The 17,081-nt window shown below is 71.4% G+C and carries 15 protein-coding genes and 2 pseudogenes; 12 read left to right on the top strand and 5 right to left on the bottom strand.

Features of this window, described 5'->3' with window-relative positions; all coding sequences use genetic code 11:
• Positions 1-188 precede the first annotated feature (188 nt).
• From EV375_RS24345 to EV375_RS24315, 7 genes are all read left to right on the top strand, one after another.
• Positions 189-3,197 carry a Na+/H+ antiporter subunit A gene (locus EV375_RS24345; protein ID WP_130302110.1) on the top strand — a complete coding sequence of 1,003 codons (3,009 nt, stop codon included), beginning with the start codon at positions 189-191 and terminating at the stop codon, positions 3,195-3,197.
• Positions 3,194-3,826, top strand: coding sequence for a Na(+)/H(+) antiporter subunit C (locus EV375_RS24340; RefSeq protein WP_130302109.1), 633 nt, complete (start codon positions 3,194-3,196; stop codon positions 3,824-3,826). The genes EV375_RS24345 and EV375_RS24340 overlap by 4 nt, the downstream gene beginning before the upstream one ends.
• 58 nt (positions 3,827-3,884) lie before the next feature.
• Complete coding sequence (locus EV375_RS24335; protein ID WP_130302845.1) at positions 3,885-5,576, top strand: Na+/H+ antiporter subunit D; 1,692 nt, start codon at positions 3,885-3,887, stop codon at positions 5,574-5,576.
• Complete coding sequence (locus EV375_RS24330) at positions 5,573-6,322, top strand: Na+/H+ antiporter subunit E (RefSeq protein ID WP_486588783.1); 750 nt, start codon at positions 5,573-5,575, stop codon at positions 6,320-6,322. The genes EV375_RS24335 and EV375_RS24330 overlap by 4 nt, the downstream gene beginning before the upstream one ends.
• Positions 6,307-6,702 carry a monovalent cation/H+ antiporter complex subunit F gene (locus tag EV375_RS24325; protein ID WP_130302108.1) on the top strand — a complete coding sequence of 132 codons (396 nt, stop codon included), beginning with the start codon at positions 6,307-6,309 and terminating at the stop codon, positions 6,700-6,702. Before EV375_RS24330 ends, EV375_RS24325 begins: the two co-directional genes overlap by 16 nt.
• Positions 6,699-7,079, top strand: a complete 381-nt coding sequence (gene mnhG / locus EV375_RS24320; RefSeq protein WP_130302107.1) for a monovalent cation/H(+) antiporter subunit G — start codon at positions 6,699-6,701, stop codon at positions 7,077-7,079. Before EV375_RS24325 ends, mnhG begins: the two co-directional genes overlap by 4 nt.
• 254 nt (positions 7,080-7,333) lie before the next feature.
• A complete protein-coding gene (locus EV375_RS24315) occupies positions 7,334-7,750 on the top strand; it encodes an ATP-binding protein (protein ID WP_130302106.1) in 417 nt (138 codons plus the stop codon).
• 73 nt (positions 7,751-7,823) lie between these two features.
• On the opposite strand, the gene EV375_RS24310 is transcribed toward EV375_RS24315, so the two are convergent.
• The 3 genes from EV375_RS24310 to EV375_RS24300 form a co-directional block, all read right to left on the bottom strand.
• Entirely contained in the window at positions 7,824-8,108 is a 285-nt protein-coding gene (locus EV375_RS24310) for a hypothetical protein (RefSeq protein ID WP_165434839.1), read from the bottom strand.
• Positions 8,109-8,560: 452 nt separating this feature from the next.
• Positions 8,561-9,415, bottom strand: a complete 855-nt coding sequence (locus EV375_RS24305) for a putative protein N(5)-glutamine methyltransferase (protein ID WP_130302104.1) — start codon at positions 9,413-9,415, stop codon at positions 8,561-8,563.
• A 165-nt stretch (positions 9,416-9,580) separates the two neighbouring features.
• Complete coding sequence (locus tag EV375_RS24300) at positions 9,581-10,579, bottom strand: ScbA/BarX family gamma-butyrolactone biosynthesis protein (protein ID WP_130302103.1); 999 nt, start codon at positions 10,577-10,579, stop codon at positions 9,581-9,583.
• Positions 10,580-10,684: 105 nt separating this feature from the next.
• Between EV375_RS24300 and EV375_RS24295 the strand changes: the two genes are divergently transcribed.
• From EV375_RS24295 to EV375_RS24280, 4 genes are all read left to right on the top strand, one after another.
• Complete coding sequence (locus EV375_RS24295; protein ID WP_130302102.1) at positions 10,685-11,302, top strand: ScbR family autoregulator-binding transcription factor; 618 nt, start codon at positions 10,685-10,687, stop codon at positions 11,300-11,302.
• On the top strand, positions 11,299-12,252 hold the full coding sequence (locus EV375_RS24290) for an NAD-dependent epimerase/dehydratase family protein (protein ID WP_130302101.1): 954 nt from the start codon (positions 11,299-11,301) through the stop codon (positions 12,250-12,252). The genes EV375_RS24295 and EV375_RS24290 overlap by 4 nt, the downstream gene beginning before the upstream one ends.
• A gap of 209 nt (positions 12,253-12,461) precedes the next feature.
• On the top strand, positions 12,462-13,136 hold the full coding sequence (locus EV375_RS24285; RefSeq protein ID WP_130302100.1) for a ScbR family autoregulator-binding transcription factor: 675 nt from the start codon (positions 12,462-12,464) through the stop codon (positions 13,134-13,136).
• Positions 13,137-13,470: 334 nt separating this feature from the next.
• Positions 13,471-14,637 carry a DoxX family protein gene (locus EV375_RS24280; protein ID WP_130302099.1) on the top strand — a complete coding sequence of 389 codons (1,167 nt, stop codon included), beginning with the start codon at positions 13,471-13,473 and terminating at the stop codon, positions 14,635-14,637.
• 9 nt (positions 14,638-14,646) lie between these two features.
• On the opposite strand, the pseudogene EV375_RS29925 reads toward EV375_RS24280, so the two are convergent.
• Both EV375_RS29925 and EV375_RS24275 read right to left on the bottom strand, forming a co-directional pair.
• Positions 14,647-14,979 (bottom strand): annotated as a pseudogene (locus EV375_RS29925) (ArsC/Spx/MgsR family protein); the annotation flags it as partial.
• 81 nt (positions 14,980-15,060) lie between these two features.
• Positions 15,061-16,005 (bottom strand): annotated as a pseudogene (locus tag EV375_RS24275) (GlxA family transcriptional regulator); the annotation flags it as partial.
• 81 nt (positions 16,006-16,086) lie between these two features.
• On the opposite strand from EV375_RS24275, the gene EV375_RS24270 reads away from it, so the two are divergent.
• A complete protein-coding gene (locus tag EV375_RS24270) occupies positions 16,087-17,019 on the top strand; it encodes a hypothetical protein (protein WP_130302098.1) in 933 nt (310 codons plus the stop codon).
• Positions 17,020-17,081 lie beyond the last annotated feature (62 nt).

Below are 17,081 nucleotides of genomic sequence, written 5' to 3'. Positions count from 1 at the left end.
TCGCCCTCCGGCAGCCGGTTCCGAAGCTTCCAGGTCCGAGCCCGTGAACCGGGGTGCGTCCGGCCGGTCGCCCCTCGTGCGCTGGTTGCACGCCCCGCGGCAGTTCGCTCCACGGCCGGGGCGCTTCCGGGATTCCGCCGAGGGCTTTGTCCGTGGATTGACTGATTCGTCATGGAATCATTCGCGCTGTGCTGTCGCTGATCCTTCTCCACTTCGCCGGAGCCTGCTGCGCTCCGCTCCTGGTGCGGTGGACGGGCACGCGTGCGTTCCTTCTGCTGGCCCTGATTCCGGCGGCGGCACTGGGGTGGGCGGTCCGGCAGTACACGGGCGTCGCGGACGGGGATGCGCTCATCGAGCGGTGGCCGTGGATGCCCGACCTGGACGTGGGGCTGGACCTGCGCTGCGACGCGCTCGCCCTGCTGATGGCGGCCGTGGTCAGCGGCATCGGCGCGCTGGTGCTCGTCTACTGCGCGGGCTACTTCAGCCGCCCGGCGTTCTCGCTGGGCCAGTTCGCCGGGACCCTCACCGCGTTCGCGGGCGCCATGCTCGGACTGGTCCTCGCGGACGACCTGATCGTGCTGTACGTCATGTGGGAACTGACGACGGTCTTCTCCTACCTCCTCATCGGCCACGTACCGGAGCGCCGCCGCAACCGGCTCGCCGCGCTTCAGGCGCTGATCGTGACGGTCGCCGGCGGACTGGCCATACTGGTCGGCTTCCTGATGCTGGGCCACGCCGCCGGCACGTACCGCATCTCCGGCATCCTCGCCGATCCGCCGCCCGCCGACGGGACCGTCGCCGTCGCGCTCGTGCTGATCCTCGCCGGTGCCCTCTCGAAGTCCGCCCTGTGGCCCTTCAGCTTCTGGCTGCCCGGAGCGATGGCCGCGCCGACGCCCGTCTCCGCGTATCTGCACGCCGCGGCCATGGTCAAGGCGGGCGTCTACCTGGTGGCGCGGCTGGCTCCGGCCTACGCCCACGCGCCGCCGTGGCAGGTGACGGTGCTCTCCCTCGGGGCGGCGACGATGCTGCTCGGCGGGTGGCGTGCGCTGCGCGAGAGGGACCTCAAGCGGCTTCTGGCCTTCGGCACCGTCAGCCAGCTCGGCCTCCTCACCGTCCTGACCGGCACGGGGACACGTGACGCTGCGCTCGCCGGTACCGCCGTGCTGCTGGCGCACGCCCTGTTCAAGGCCCCGCTCTTCCTCGTCGTGGGCATCATCGACCACTCGACCGGAACCCGTCGGACGGACCGGCTCTCCGGTCTGGCACGCTCCATGCCCGTCGTGTGCGCCATCGCCGTGACCGCGGGTGTGTCCATGGCCGCGCTGCCGCCGGTGCTCGGATTTCCCGCCAAGGAGGCCGCGTTCGCCGCCCTTCTGCACGGCGGCGCGGGCGTGCCCGGCCTGGTGTCGGTTGCTGTGACGGCGGCGGTGACGGCCGGATCCGCGCTCACGACTGCGTACACGCTGCGCTTCCTGTGGGGAGCCTTCGCCACTAAACCCGCCGGTGAGGGCATCCACGAGCCCACGCCCATCCGCGCCGGCACCGGACTCTTCCTGGCCGCACCCCCCGCCGTGTGCGCCCTGGCCGGAGTGGCTCTGGGGCCGGGCGTCCTCAGCATCGCGCCGCTGCTCTCCCGCTATGCCCAGGCGTTTCCCCCGTCCCGTGGGACGTATGAGCTAGCGCTGTGGCACGGCCCCGACCTCGCGCTCGTGCTCTCCGCGCTGGCCTGGCTCGCGGGCGGCGCGTTTTTCCTCATGGGACGCCGGATGGAACGCCTGGGGGAGAGGCTGGCGGTCACCGACGCCCGGCACGCCTTCGCCCGCCTGCTGTCCGGCCTCGAACGCACGGCCCTCGAGGTCACCGGCACGGTGCAGCGCGGATCGCTCCCGGTCTACCTCGGAACCGTCCTCGCCGTGCTGATCGCGGCGCAGAGCGCAGCCATGATCATCGCCCCGCCGTGGCGGCACGCCGGCCCGGTGCGCTGGTTCGACTCCGTGCCGCAGCTCGGCGTCGCCGTCGTGGTGTGCGTGGTGGCCGCGCTGTGTGTGGCATCCCGGCAGCGCATGATGGCGGTGGTCCTGGCCGGCGTGACGGGCTACGGGACAGCCGTGCTCTACGTGCTGCACGGGGCACCCGACCTGGCACTGACCCAGTTCGCCGTCGAGACCGTCTCCCTCGTGGTGTTCGTGCTCGTCCTGCGCAGACTGCCTGCCCGTTTCCCCGACGAGCGGCGCACCAGCGTGCCGCGGCGCGTCACACGGCTCGTGACCGGACTGGCAGCCGGAGGGTTCGTCGCCGTACAGACGTACGTCGCCGGAGCCGCCCGGCAGGCGCAGCCCGCGGGCCCCGAACTGACCGCCGCGACCTCGGCCGACGGACTGAAGAACGTCGTCGCCACGACCCTCGTCGACCTGCGCTCCTGGGACACCCTTGGCGAGTCCGCCGTGCTCGGCGTTGCCGCCGTGGGTGTGACCAGCCTCGTCTTCCTGCGCCGCCGAGCCGGCAGCCCCGTCACGGCCGCGCCGCATGGCGCGGGCCCGTCCGCGCATGTGCGCCGCGGCCTCGGTGCCGAGGGCCGCGGCACCCACCGGGCCGGGCACGTGTGGCCGGTCCACGCGGAACACGCCGGGAGCGGTGCCCCCTCGCCACGCCCAGGAACGGCCGGCCCTCGCCGCACCTGGCTGACCGCCAGCCGCACCCTCGACCCCGAACGGCGGTCGGTGATCTTCGAGGTGCTGGCCCGGCTGGTCTTCCACCCCATCGTCGTGCTCTCCCTCTACCTGCTCTTCTGCGCCGAGAACCTGCCGGGCGGCGGCTTCAGCGCAGGCCTCGTCGCCGGTCTGGCGCTGGCGGTCCGCTATCTCGCAGGCGGACGGTACGAACTGGACGAGGCCGCACCCGTCGACGCCGGCTTCCTGCTCGGGCTCGGCCTGATGACGATGACCGCGACGGGATTCGCCGGGCTGGTGCTGCACGGTTCCGTCCTCAAGTCGGGCACCTACCACGGGGAGTTGCCGGTCATCGGAGACTTCCACGCCGCCAGCCCCGTGCTCTTCGACACCGGCATCTACCTGCTCGTCCTGGGAGTCGTCCTGGACGTGCTGCGCAGCCTCGGTTCCGAGATCGACCGGCGCGTCGAGCGCTCACTCCGCGAGGGCGAGGGCACAGCCCGCGCCGGAGGGGAGGCCGGCAGATGAACGAGACAGTCGCGCTGGTGGCCACCGGCGGCGTGCTCATCGCCGCAGGCACGGTCCTGCTGCTCAGCCGTCCCCTCACGCGCATCGTTCTCGGCGCGGTCGTGCTGGGCAACGGCGTCAATCTCCTGCTGCTGGCCACCTCCGGAGCCGCGTCCCGCGCCCCGCTGCTCTACAAGGTCGCCGGGCCCCAGCAGATCTCGGACCCCCTGCCGCAGGCGTTCGTGCTGACCGCCATCGTCATCACCCTCGCCCTGACGGCGTTCCTCTCAGCGATGGCCTACCGCGCCTGGCAGCTCTCCGGCAGCGACGACGTACAGGACGACGCGGAGGACCTGCACGTCGCACACCGTGCCGAGCACGGTGAGGAACACCGCGAGGAGGGTTCACGGCGCCTGCCGCGGGAACGTGAACGCCGCGCCAGGCGCCGTGAGTTGCTCGCCCTCGGCGAGGAGGAAGAGCGGCCGGCCCGGGAGGGCGCCCCGGGGCGTCCGCGGCGCGCCGGGGCCCACTACCACGAGGCACGGCGCCGGGCCCGCGCCGAGACGCGTCCGTCCCACGTCCGCGCCGCACGCAGGGACGAGGACCTGACCGACGACCTGTGGGAGACGATCCTCGGGGCGGACCGTTGAACGCCCCCCGCCCGGCATCCGCACCCTCGGCCAACCGCGCTGCGGGAGACCTCCGGTGATCGCCGCGGTACCCCCGGGCACCGACGGCCCGGCATCCGCGCTGGTGGCCCTGCCGGTGCTGCTGCCCCTCTTCGCCGCGGGGCTGAAACTCGGTGTCGGCGTACGGCTGCAGCGCACCCAGCGCGTCATCAGCACCGTCGTCCTCGCGACCGTCCTGGCCGTGGCCCTGGTGCTGCTCATCGACGCAGACAGGTACGGCCCGCAGGTCATGTACGCCGGAGGCTGGAAGCCGCCGGTCGGCATCGTCCTCGTCGCCGACCGGCTCTCGGCGCTGATGCTGGTGATCTCCTCATCCGTGACGCTGTGCGTGCTGCTCTACTCCGTCGGCCAGGGCATGGCAGACCGGGAGGAGGGCACCCCCATGTCGGTCTTCCACCCCGCCTATCTGGTGCTGGTGGCGGGGGTCTCCGACACCTTCCTCGCCGGCGATCTCTTCAACCTCTACGTCGGGTTCGAGATCATGCTGACCGCCAGCTATGTGCTGCTGACGCTGGGCGGTACCGTCACGCGCATCCGGGCCGGAGCCACCTACGCGATCGTCTCGCTGCTCTCTTCCGTGCTATTCCTCGCGGCGGTCGCTGTCGTCTACGCGGCCACGGGCACCGTGACCATGGCCGAACTCGCCCGCCGCTTCGACGAACTGCCCGGCGGGGTGGCCCTGTTGGCGCAGATCTCGCTGCTGACGGTCTTCTGCACCAAAGCCGCCGTCTTCCCCCTCGCCGCGTGGCTGCCCGACTCCTACCCGACGGCGCCCGCCCCCGTCACCGCAGTCTTCGCGGGACTGCTCACCAAGGTCGGCATCTACGCGATACTGCGCACGCAGACCCTGCTCTTCCCGGGAAACAGGCTCAGCGACGTACTGATGGTGCTCGCGCTGCTCTCACTGCTCGTGGGAATCCTGGGCGCGGTCGCGCAGACCGACCTGAAGAGGCTCCTGTCCTTCACCCTCATCAGCCACATCGGTTTCATGGTCTTCGGTATCGCCCTGGCCACCCGCGCCGGATTCGCCGGCTCGGTCTTCTACGTCGTGCACCACATCACGGTGCAGACCACCCTTTTCCTCGTCGTCGGGCTCGTCGAACGCCGCGGTGTCACCACCGACCTGCGGCGGCTCGGCGGCATCGCGAAACTCTCACCCGCCCTGGGGCTGGTCTTCTTCGTCCCGGCCATGAACCTCGCGGGGGTGCCGCCGATGTCGGGGTTCCTGGGCAAGTTCGGGCTGCTGCGCGCGGGCGTCGCACACGGCGGCGCCATGACGTACGTACTGATCGCCGCGGGCTCCGCCACCAGCCTGCTCACCCTCTACGCCCTCGCCAAGGCGTGGAACCTCGGGTTCTGGCGGGCCGCGCCGCCGCAGCTGTACGTGGTGGGGGTCGTCCTCGACACCGTCGAGACGGACGAGGAGACACCGGGGGAACCGGCGGCGGTGTCCGAAGCGGGAGCCACCTCCGGGGGCAGCGGGGCAGTCGACGTCGACGTGCTCGCCGGGCGGGCCGAGGCCGCGAGCTTCGGCGGCCGCGCCATCACCACCGGTCAGCCGCCGGCCGCGATGCTCGGACCGACGGTTGCGCTGGTCGCGTTCGGGCTGGCCTTCATGGTGTTCGCAGGGCCGCTGTCCTCCCTGACGGTCCGGGTGGCCGACGAACTGACCGCACGTACGCCCTATGTGACGGCGGTGACGGGACGATGAGCGAACCACCGCAGACCGGACCGGACATGCCCCGGGGCACCCCACCGGACGGACCTCCGGACGCGGCACGCGGCGGGCCACCGGGCGGCCGCCCCCGCGGACGCAGACGTCTCTCGGCGGCGCAATGGCCGACGGTGCTCGGACTGACCGTGGTGTGGGTGCTGTTGTGGGGCACGCTCAGCGTCGCCAACGTGGCCACCGGCATCCTCGTCGGCGTCATCGTGTGCGTCGTCTTCCCGCTGCCGCCGATCGAGACCCAGGTGCGGCTGCGTCCTCTCGGCCTTCTGCGCTTCACGGGCCGGTTCGTCATCGACATGGCTGTCTCCAGCTGGCGCCTCAACCGGTACATCCTCGGGCCTCGGCCGCCGCTGTGCGCGGTGCTGGGGGTACGGGTGCGTACCCCCAGCGACCTGATGCTGACGGCGACGTCCGTCGCGGTCGCAGCCGTTCCCGGCAGCAACGTCCTCGACGTGCACCGCTCGTCCGGGACGCTGTTCGTGCACGTGGTGGGGGCCGGGGACGAGGCGGAGCGGGAGCGGGCCCGCCACGAGGTGCTGCGCCTGGAGGACCGTGTCGTGCGGGCCTTCGGCACGCGCGCCGACATCGCCGCGCTCGACGCCTGGGAACGTCACGGGCCGTCGAACGGCAGCGGCGGCGCTCCCGGATTCGGCGGGCCCGGGCCCGGAGCCGGCCCGGGCGGCACAGATGACACCGGTGGGAGGAGCGGCCCGTGGAAGCGGTCCTGAGCATCGTCATCGCGCTGCTGCTCACCTCCGGCGTGCTCGTCACCGTGCGGCTGGTGCGCGGACCCACCACGCTGGACCGGGCGGTCGCCCTCGACGCGCTCGTCGCGGTGGTGATGGCCGGGATCGGCGTACTGACCGCGGCGCGCCAGATCCCGTACTACCTCCCGGCGTTGCTCGTCCTTGCCTTCCTGGGTTTCACCGGCTCCGTGAGCATCGCCCGCTTCCTCGCCCTGCGGGACGAGGCCGGGAGCGAGGATCCCGACGTGGACGACGGAAGAGGCCGACAGACGGCAGGGCAGGACAGCGCCGCTCCGGCCGGCGGACGAGGCGGCGGTCCTGAAGCGAGCGGCGGAACGGCGGAGCAGGGGAGTGGCGGATGAGTTGGACGCAGCACAACTGGTCGGAGGCCGCGGACGTGGCGTCCCTGCTCTGCATGCTCGCGGGTGCCGTGCTGTGTCTGCTCGCCGGAATCGGGATGGTGCGGCTGCCCGACGTCCTCACGCGCATGCACGCCGCGACGAAACCACAGGTGCTGGGCCTGCTGCTCGTGCTCGTCGGGGCCGGGCTGCGGCTGCGCAACGTCGCGGACCTGGGGACGCTGGCCCTGGTCGGCTTCTTCCAGCTGCTGACGGTCCCGGTCGCGGCGCACATGGTCGGCCGGGCCGCCTACCGCACCGGAAGGACGGACCGTGAACATCTCGTGGTCGACGAGCTCGGCACGGCACCCGGCAAGTCCCTCGACGGGCACGACAGTTAGCGGGCTGAGCGGACAATCGGGCGGGAGCGCCGACGGACGAGCATCCGCGTCCGGGTAGAGCCGTGGGGTACGGCCTGCTTTCGCGCGGAAGGCGGCGAAACGGTGGATTTTCCGTGACCGGAGGCCTCCGCCGCGGTTTGCCGGTGAATGCCCCCGCGTCCCGCGGGAAGAACCTCCGAAGGTCTCGATTCGCGCAGCCAGCCGGCCGCCCGTTCCACAGGCGTGTGAGCCGGAACCGAGAGGAAGTGAGCGTCATGCGCGTGAGCCCGCGTCCGTCGCGGCGCACCGCACGCGTCGAGTACACACTGCCGCGGAATGCCGCATCGGCCCGCACGGCCCGCCAGTTGACGACCGGATTCCTCACCGGCACCCGCACACCACCCGAGGCGGCGGGGCAGGTTGAGGAGGCCGCGCTGGTCGTCTCCGAACTCGTCACCAATGCCGCGCTGCACGGCGGGGGCCGCTGCCGGCTGCGGCTGAGCAGCGGCGAGAGAACGGTCACCGTGGCGGTCCGCGACGACGGCGGCCTGCTGCCCCGAGTGCACCGCGCGGGAAGTGAAGGCGAAAGCGGTCGTGGCATCGCGATGGTCAGTCGTCTCGCCCGGCGTCTCGACGTCACCACCGCACCTGGTGGAGGCAAGACCGTCAGCGCCGTCCTGGACGCCGCGTAGCCCTTCTCCTTCCAGCCCGACTCCGGCCGTGTTCAAGCGACTTCGGTCTGCGTGGGCGGGCTGCGCGCCCCGTTCAGGGCTGCCGTGACCACTCCGCCCACGCAGAGGCGACGTCCGAGTGGAAGCGGCACCGGCTGTCCGCTCCCAGCGGGGCTCGGAAACTCTCGTGCACTCCGACGATGTGGAAGCGCAGACGGCCGCCCGGCGGTAACAGCCGGGGAAGGTCGGGTGTGGGGAGCGGCTCGCCCGGGCGCACCGCGTTGAGATCGAGGTAGAACTGCGTCCGCTCGTCCGTGGCACGGGCGCAGAGACTGTAGTGCAGGACTCTGAGTGTCGCGGTGCACAGGGTGCCGCTCACCGCCATCCACACACGCCGGCCCGCGACCGCAAGGACTCTGACCTGAATCGTCGGCGTCCCCATGAAAGCCCTTGTCGAGACGGTGTGTTCGGGCGCTGAACGAGCAACACACCTGCCGGCGCGGGTCCGTATGGATTCATCCGGTGCAGGCGGTTCTCGTTGGCGCACACAACTATCACGGCCGGTGCGGCATTCGGGCAGGTGGGTCACCGACCGGCACGTTCTCCCCGCATTTCCTGACGAGAACACCCCGGTTCTCGGCGGGCAGCGGCAGCCGGCAGCGGGCGCTTGGTGGCCGGCCGTCATCCGCGGGGCCGCCGCACCCCTCAAGGGGCTCGCAGATCACGGCAGAACGCGGTTGCTCGGCTCACAGCGGCTCCGGGGGCGCGGTTCGAGTTGACGCCCGGGAGTGGCCGGGCCGCCCTCCGTGCAGTCGGGCCCCCAACCAGCTTCTAGCCAGGGCGCGTTGAGCTCCGCGGCACGCCCGGCTCCGTCCCGGTGAGGACCGTCGCGCCCAGCTCTTCGCAACGCTCCACCCGCACCGCCATCCCGCTGCCCTCCATCGCTGCGGTCGCCGCTTCGACCTGTGCCTCGCCGGCCTCCATGAGCAGATGTCCGTTCGGCGCCAGCCACCGCGGCGCCTCAGCCGAGACGCGTCGCAGTACGTCCAGTCCGTCGCTGCCGCCGTCCAGTGCCGCCCGCGGTTCATGGACGCGTGCCTCCGCCGGAAGCAGACTCAGCGAATCCGTCGGTACATAGGGGACGTTGGCGAGCAGAACCTCGATGCGGCCGCGCAGCTCGGCAGGCAGTCCGTCGAAGAGGTCGCCCTCATGGACCCGGCCGCCGGCGGCCGCGACGTTGTGCCGAGCGCAGCGCACCGCCACGGAGTCGACGTCGGAGGCGTGCAACTCCACCGCTCCGTAGGGCTCCTGACCCGGCTCGGCCACCGCCGCCGCCAGCGCCACGCCCAACGCGCCGGAGCCGCAGCACAGATCGACGACGAGAGCCCCGGCACGGGTGAGCGCTGCGGCACACCGCACGAGGAACTCGGTGCGCCGCCGGGGCACGAAGACCCCGGGCTCCAACGCGATCCGCAGACCGCAGAACTCCGCACGGCCCAGGACGTGTTCGAGCGGGAGCCCGGCGGCCCTGCGCTCCGCCATGGCGGCGAGCTCCCCGGCGGTAGCGGCCGCGGAGAGCATCAAGTCGGCCTCCTCCTCGGCAAAGACACAGCCCGCGTCGCGCAGCCTGGCTTCCAGCGCGGAGTGGGAGAGCGAGGAGGGGAGGGAAGAAGGAGTCACAGACATACGGGCACGCCTCTCGGGATTCCGGAGGGTGCTTCCGACTCCGGGCTCCGGCGCGGGCTCAGGCCGACGGGACGGCACGCCCGCAGGAGAGGAGCGGCGCACCCTGTTCCACAGCGGTGATCGGTCCCACCTCCCCGGGTCTCGTGTGCGGCTCGGCCGGTAACCCTACCCGAGCGCCGAGGGGCGCGCAGCGGTCCCGTCCTCCGTCTTGAAGCCGACGAGACCGGTGAAGGCCTCCTTGCCGTGCTGGGTGACGGACACCGTCAGGGTGCGCTCGCGCGCGGGCCGGTGCTCGTCCCCCGCATCGTCCGGGCCGGGTGAGACCTCGACCCAGCTTGGGGCGTCCAGGTCGACGTAGCGATGGAACTCCGCCTCCATGCGGGTCAGCCTCGGACGGTGCGGCGCAGCGGCGAGGTGCGCCGACTGCCGGGCGGCCTCCATCAGCAGCATGCCGGGAGCGTGATCGACCGGGTGGTCGAAGAGCCAGGGGCTCTTCGTGAGTACCCGCAGCTGACGGCGGCTCCCGCTCCCGTCACCGGCCGGCGCGAGCACCACCTCGCGTTCGCTCTCGCGGCCCACGAGCGAGGGAGTCAGCGCCGGCGGCGGTGCGAGGGCGGCGGCCATGGCGTCCGGCGGCGCAGGAGTGCCGGGCCCACGGAGCCTGCCGTAGATCTGGGGGCTGTGCGCGGTGTACACGGTGGAGGCGCTGCCGATGACCCGGCCCGCGCTCCGCACGGTCATGCTCAGCGTTATCCGGCGCGGCCGCTTGCCGCGAACGGGCGCCTCCGCGGCCGAGAGTTGCAGCACCACCTCGGCCGGCGCGCCGGTCACCGGTAAGAACGGCGTGGAGAACGCGCAGTGGTGGTGGTCCCAGATGAGCTGGTGCCCCGGAGGGACCCCGTATGCGGCGTGGGCGATCAGCGGCAGCACCTGCCGTGTCGTCTCCACCAGCAGCATCGGATCCTGTACGCCGTCTTCGTCCGTACGCCAGAAGCCGTGGTCCCGCGGCCATTGCGCGCCCACCTCGAACTCGCGCTGTCCGCACCGCCGCCAGCCCGTCAGCAGCACTTCGGAGTGGGCGGTCTTGTGTACGAACTCCCGTGGCACCGGCCACGAGTACGCTGTGCTCTCCGGCAGATCGGGCACAGCGGGGGTGTGAGCCATGCGGCCCTCCGGGTGGGATGGTGTCCGAGGTTGACGTGATCTGTGCCTGAAAACGATAGAACCTTCTGGGGGCGAGGTCCGATGGCGCCAGCAAGAGCAAAGCCGATGCAGCAACGGGCTGTCGAGACAAGGCAGTTGATCCTGGAAGCGGCGGCCGAGGTTTTCGACGAGGGAGGCTACAAGGCGGCAAGGATCTCGGAGATCATGCACCGGGCCGGCATCACGCAGGGCGCCCTCTACTTCCACTTCTCGTCGAAGCTGGACCTTGCCCGTACAGTCATGCTCTCCCAGCGCGACTCCGTGGTCCTGCCTCCCGGGCCCGACGGTCTCCAGCGTCTGATCGACACCACCCTCCTCCTCGCACGCGAGCTGCAGACCAACAAGCTCCTGCGCGCGGGGGTACGGCTGGCCGTGGAGCAGGAGGAGATCGGCTTCCACGACGACTCCCCGTACCGCGAGTGGGCGGAGGTCTTCCGCGGCCAGCTCGCCGCCGCTGCCGAACGGGGGCAGCTGCGCAGCGGAGTCGAGGTGGAACGGCTCGCGGTGCTCCTCGTCGGCTGCTACACCGGCGTGCAGCACTTCTCCAAGCTCTCCAGCAAACGGGCCGACCTTCCGCACCGCATCGCGGACCTGTGGCAGTACATGCTCCTGGGCATCGCCCCGCCCCAGGTCGCCGCAGACATGATCGTCAACCCGGATCCCCGGCTGCTGGCCGCCGGATGACGATCCGGGTGGTGCTGACGGGGGCGAGTGGTTTCATCGGTTCCGCCGTCCTGCGCCGGCTGGAGCGTCACGATGTGGAGGTACGGGCCCTCACCCGCCGGGAGCATCCGATGCCCGCACAGGTGGAACAGGTCCGCGCCGACCTGGCCCGCCCCGAGACCCTTCGCGGCAGCTGCTCCGGTTCGCGCGTTCTCATCCACGCGGCCTCCTACGTCGGCTCCGACGAGCAACTGGCCACCCGGATCAACGACTTGGGCACGGAAGCGCTGATGCGTGAGGCGCGGCGCGCCGGCGTCGAGCGCATCGTGCAGCTGTCCACCACCGCCGTCTACGGGCGCGGACCGCACCGCGACGCGGCCGTCGGCGACGTGGACCCCGACCCCGGCTCCGCCGCGAGCCGCAGCCGCCTCGCCGGCGAGGCGCACGGCCTTCGCCACGGTGCCGTCGTACTGCGAGCGGGTCTGGTCACCGGAACCGGAGACCGCTGGGTCGTTCCGGCGCTGGCCGAACTCGTCCGCCGTGCACCGGGGTTCTGGCGGGGCGGACAGGCACGCCTGTCGCTGATCGACGTGCAGGACCTGGCGCGGCTGGTGACGCTGATCGCGCTCCGGCTTGCCGCGCCGGGCGAGTCCTCGGGAGGGGTGCGGGGCGTCCACCACGCGGTACACCCTGTTCCCGTACGCGCCCGGGACCTGCTGGAGACGCTCGCGCGGCTGGAGGTACTGCCTTCCGTCACAAGAGACTTGACCTGGCAGGAGTGCCTCACCCTCATGGAGGCGAACCCGGGACGGATCAGCGAGCGTCAACTCGCACTCCTGGCCTTCGACCACCATTACGCCACGGACTTGTGGGAGGCGTGCGAATCCGCTCCGGGGCCGGGCCCGCTGGCTGCGCTCGCCGACGCGGCTTCCTGGTACCGCACCCGCCTCGCTCTCACCGACGGCCCCTGACAGCACGAGCGTTCCGCACCGTTCGTCCCACTGGTCACGCCCGCAGTCCCGGTGACTTACTCCGTCAACGCAGCGAGGGCCGCCCTTCCGGCGCAAAAAAACAGAACACTTTGTATGTTTGTGGGGGCGGCGATCTCAACTCTCCCCGCAGCCGCCGCTTCTGACGGCCCGTCTCCCCGCGGACCGGAACGCACGAAGGGACACAGCCGATGAGGCAAGAGCGAGCAGAACTCACTCGTCAGGCACTGACGATGGCGGCAGCAGAATCGTTCGACCGCCTCGGCTACCAGCGTACGACCCTCCTGGAGGTCAGCCGCGGCGCGGCGATGAGCAAGGGCGCGCTCTCCTTCCACTTCGGGAGCAAGGAGGAACTGGCCGACACAGTACGGCGCGAGGCGTGCACGCGGGCCAACCGTGCCGCCGAAGCGCTGCGGGGGAAGGAGCTCCCCGCGCTGCAGACGCTCATCGACCTGACGCACCTCGTGGCCCATCAACTCGAACACGACCACCTGGCGAGGGCCGCCGTGAAACTCGCGCGCGAACTGGGCACCCCTTCCGACCCGGAGACGAATCCGCTGGCCGGCTGGCAGCAGGTCTTCACAGACGTGGCCCGGGAAGCGGAGAAGGAAGGAACTCTGCGCTGCGAGGCCACCACGGAAGCCGTCGCCGAACTCGCCTTCTGCCTCGCCTCCGGTGCGCACTCGGTGCAGACAAGCTCGCTGAACGACTCCACCGTCGACGTCCACCAACGCCTCGCAGCCCACTGGCGGTTGCTGCTGCATGGTCTCGTGACGCAGCCGGAACCGGAGGAGCTGTGGAGCGCCGGCACCGAGACGGACTGGGCGCGGGCCGCGCGGGGCGGACGGCCCGGGCCCGCACACTGAACCGGTGCGGACGTCCCGCCAAGGCACGGCTGTGGAGGCCGCAGCCGAGAGTCACGGCGAGCGCTCCGCACGGTCACCGGGAGTGCGTGGAATCCGGTCGTCCCGGTGGCGGCCGAAGGCTCGCCGAGCGGGATGTTGACCATGATGGACAACTGTCTGCGCTGCTTACCGCGCACGTGATACGCAATTGGCAAGCCCCGGCGCTGCCGCGCGGGGGTGCCGCCCCCGCTTCCGCCGTGGCGGGGGAGTCCCGCCGCGGGTGCGCCGGCAGAAGGTCAGCTGACGGGCCGCCCCCGGTCAACCGCTGGTGCACCGTCCGCAGAAGGAGTCCATCATGGCGAACGCGAGCGGCAATCCGCCGACCGCCCACGCAGGTTCCCCGGCCGCCCGCTCCTCACGACCCAAAGGTCCGGCCCGCATCGCGCTCGAAGTCGCCCTGTGGGCTCTTCAGCTGTACCTGGCCTACTTCATGGTCACCGTCGGAGCCGTGCCGGCGCTGACCGCCGACTCCGGCGCCAAGGGCACATTCCAGGACATCGGCTTCGGCCTGTGGTTCATGTATCTCACGGGTGCACTGGAGTTGCTCGGCGCCATCGGTCTCATCACGCCCTGGTTCTCGGGGCTCGCCGCGCTCGGCCTGATGTTCGTCATGTCCGGTGCCTGCCTGACGCACCTCACTCTCTACGACGGCAAGGGCGTCGAAAACCCCGGCGATGATCCTCATCCCGCTCGCGATCGTCGTCGTCGGCCGCTGGTCGACGGTGAAGAAGCTGGGCACGTGGCTGACGGGAGGCGGAAGCCGCCGCTGAGGAGCCTGCCCCGGCGCACGGCCGGTTTCCGTCCCGCTCCGGCGGTTGGGGACCGGCCGCCCGGGCCGCACCGGCTCTCGCTCCCCGGAGGCCCGTCCGCGCCCCACGGGCTCGTACGAAAAGGCTGCCGCGGCCGCGATGAGAAGTACGCGGCAGCAGGGTCTGCTCCAGGTGCGTACGTCCCGTACGCGCCCCGAGAGGAGACCGTCATGAACCAGTCACCCGGCACGCCCTCCGGATCCCCGGAATCCGCCGCCGCGCCGGCCCCGGCGCCCGCTGTCCGTCACGACCGCGTCAAGCACATCTCACTGCTCGCGCTGCAGGTGATACTCGGCCTGTTCTTCGTGATCGCCAGCGCCGTCCCCAAGCTGATCGCCCATTCATCGGCGGTCGAGCCCTTCGAGGACATCGGCTTCGGCATGTGGTTCATGTACTTGGTGGGTGCGCTGGAACTGGCCGGCGGGATCGCCCTGGCCACTCCGTGGCTCCCGGGCCTCTCGGCGATCTCGCTGATCGGCCTGATGATCGGCGCGTTCATCACCCAACTGACCGTTTTCGACGGTGAGTACGCGGCCACGCCGCTGCTGATGATCCTGCCGCTCGCCCTCATCGCATGGGGCCGCAGGGACACCCTCACCGCACTGCCTGGACTCGTGCGGCGGTCCGACGGACGTGGAAACACCGCTGTTTGAGCGCGGCCCTCACTCCAGTACGGACCTGACCGACTCCGGCGAGCGGCCCACCACGGCACTCCCGTCGTCAGCGGTGATGATCGGCCGCTGAATCAGGGAGGGGTGGGCCGCCAGCGCGTCGACCCACCGACCCCGGCTGTCCGCATCGCGCGGCCACGACTCCATGCCCAACTCGCCCGCGACCGGCTCACCGGTGCGGGTGATGTCCCACGGCTCCAGGCTCAGCCGCCGCAGCACATCCTCCAGTTCCGCTGAACTCGGCGGCTCCTCCAGGTAACGGCGGACCGTGTATTCAGCTCCCTCCGCGTCCAGCAGCGACAGCGCCGAACGGCACTTGGAACAGGCGGGGTTGATCCAGATCTCCATATCGCGTCCTTTCGTCGGCTCTGGTCCCTGCTCGCCGCCCGTTACCGGGCTGCCGGCCTGGAACATCCGGCGGTGAGCCGCGGGCGCGACACCACGCCGGGCGGCGAAGTGATGCCGCAAGGTGTCCGCGCTGCCGAAGCCGGAACGGACCGCCACGGCCTCCACGGGCAAGGGGGTGTTCTCCAATAGCTCCTCGGCGAGCTGGAGACGCTGGTCGAGGATCCACCGGTGCGGAGTCGTGCCGGTCGCCTCCTTGAACCGCCGGGCCAGCGTGCGCGGCGACATGGAGGCGCGTGCGGCCAGATCCTCCACCGTCAGCCGCCGGTCGAGATGAGCCTGGATCCAGTCGACCAGATCCGTCATGCCGTATCCGGCGCGGGCTTCGGGCAGCGGCATCTCGACGAACTGCGCCTGTCCGCCCGCCCGATGGGCCGGCACGACCATGCGCCGTGCCAGGGCGTTGGCAGTGGCAGCGCCGTGCTCCTGGCGCACCAGGTGCAGGCAGGCGTCCACCCCGGCCGCCGCTCCGGCGCTGGTCAGCACTGGGCCGTCCTCGACGTAGAGAACAGCGCTGTCCACCTGGACACGGGGATGGAGGCGGGCGAGGCGCCCGGCGAACTGCCAGTGCGTGGCAGCCGTCCGGCCGTCGAGGATTCCGGCCGAGGCCAGCAGGAAGGCGCCCGTGCACACCGACAGGACGCGGCCCCCGCGCGCGACCGCTTCGCGCAGCGCCTCGAGCAGCGGCTCCGGCGGGTCCCTCTCGAGCTGCGGCCATGCGGGGACGGTGACGAGATCAGCCTGCGCGATGCGCTCCGGACCGTGCGCGACCTGAAGCGTGAAGCCCGACGTCGTCGGCACGGGACCGGGCCGAGCACCGCACAGCGCGAACTCGTGCACGGGGAGGCCGTCGTCCGAGCGGTCCAGCCCGAAGACCTGAGCGACCACCCCCAGCTCGAAGGCGGCGGCCTGCTCACCGACGAGGGCGACGACATTCCGAAGCACGCGCTCATCATGGCAGGAAATGCCCGAGCCATGGCAGTCCTGCCACTGTCTCTTCCGTACGGGCGGCAGCAGGATCCCGGTATGCAACCACCTCGGAAGAGACACCTACCGGACTCCGCCGCCGGCGACTTCCCGTTGCCCGGCCTCCAGGACGGCCTGGCCACCGTGGCCGTCCCCGCACCCGGAAACGGCCCGCAGCGCTGGGCCGGGGCGCCCAGCGCGCACTGGGACACCGACGGGTCGCTCCTGCTCGCCTACCGCGTACGGGCCGAGGAGGACTACAACGTCATCGCGCGCTCCGTGGACGGCGCCGCCTTCACCACGCTCGCCGTGCTCACCCGCGACCGGCTGGGCGCGGCGATGGTCGAGCGCCCCGCTCTCGTGTGCACTGAAAGCGGCTCGTGGCGGTTGTACGTGAGCTGCGCGACGCCCGGCAGCAAGCACTGGTGGATCGGCGTGACCGAGTCTGCGAGTCCGGAAGGACTCGCAGACGCTCCCGTGCGCCCCGTCTTCGAGGGAGACCGCCGGACAGCCGTGAAGGATCCCGTCATCCGGAGAACGGGTGAGGGGTGGGAGGCATGGCTGTGCTGCCACCCCCTGGACGAACCGGGCGAGGAGGACAGGATGTTCACCGCGTACGCCACCAGCCGCGACGGACTGCGATGGCAGTGGCGTGGCACGGTGCTCACCGGAACGCCGGGCGCATGGGACGCGCGAGGCGCACGGCTGACCAGTGTGCTGCCGGACGGTCGCGCCGCCTACGACGGACGGGCCTCCGCGCAGGAGAACTGGTCCGAACGCACCGGTCTGGCCGCACGGTCGGAACCCGGCGGCGTCCCTCTCCTGGAGACCTCCGGAGACAGGCCCGTCCGAGACGTTCGGTATCTCGAGGTCCTGGCCTCGCCGCAGGGCGGCTACCGCATCTTCTACGAAGCGCCGCTCGCGGACGGACGTCACGAACTGCGAACCGAGACGGTCCCCGCACGCCGGGCCGTGCCGACGGCTTCCCGCTAGCGGGGAAGCGGCGCGGGACCTTGCCCGACGGGTATCCCGCCGGTGCCCCGGCGGAGAAGGGC

Source organism: Streptomyces sp. CNZ301 (assembly GCF_004217425.1).
This window is presented reverse-complemented; position numbering and strand designations above follow the sequence as displayed.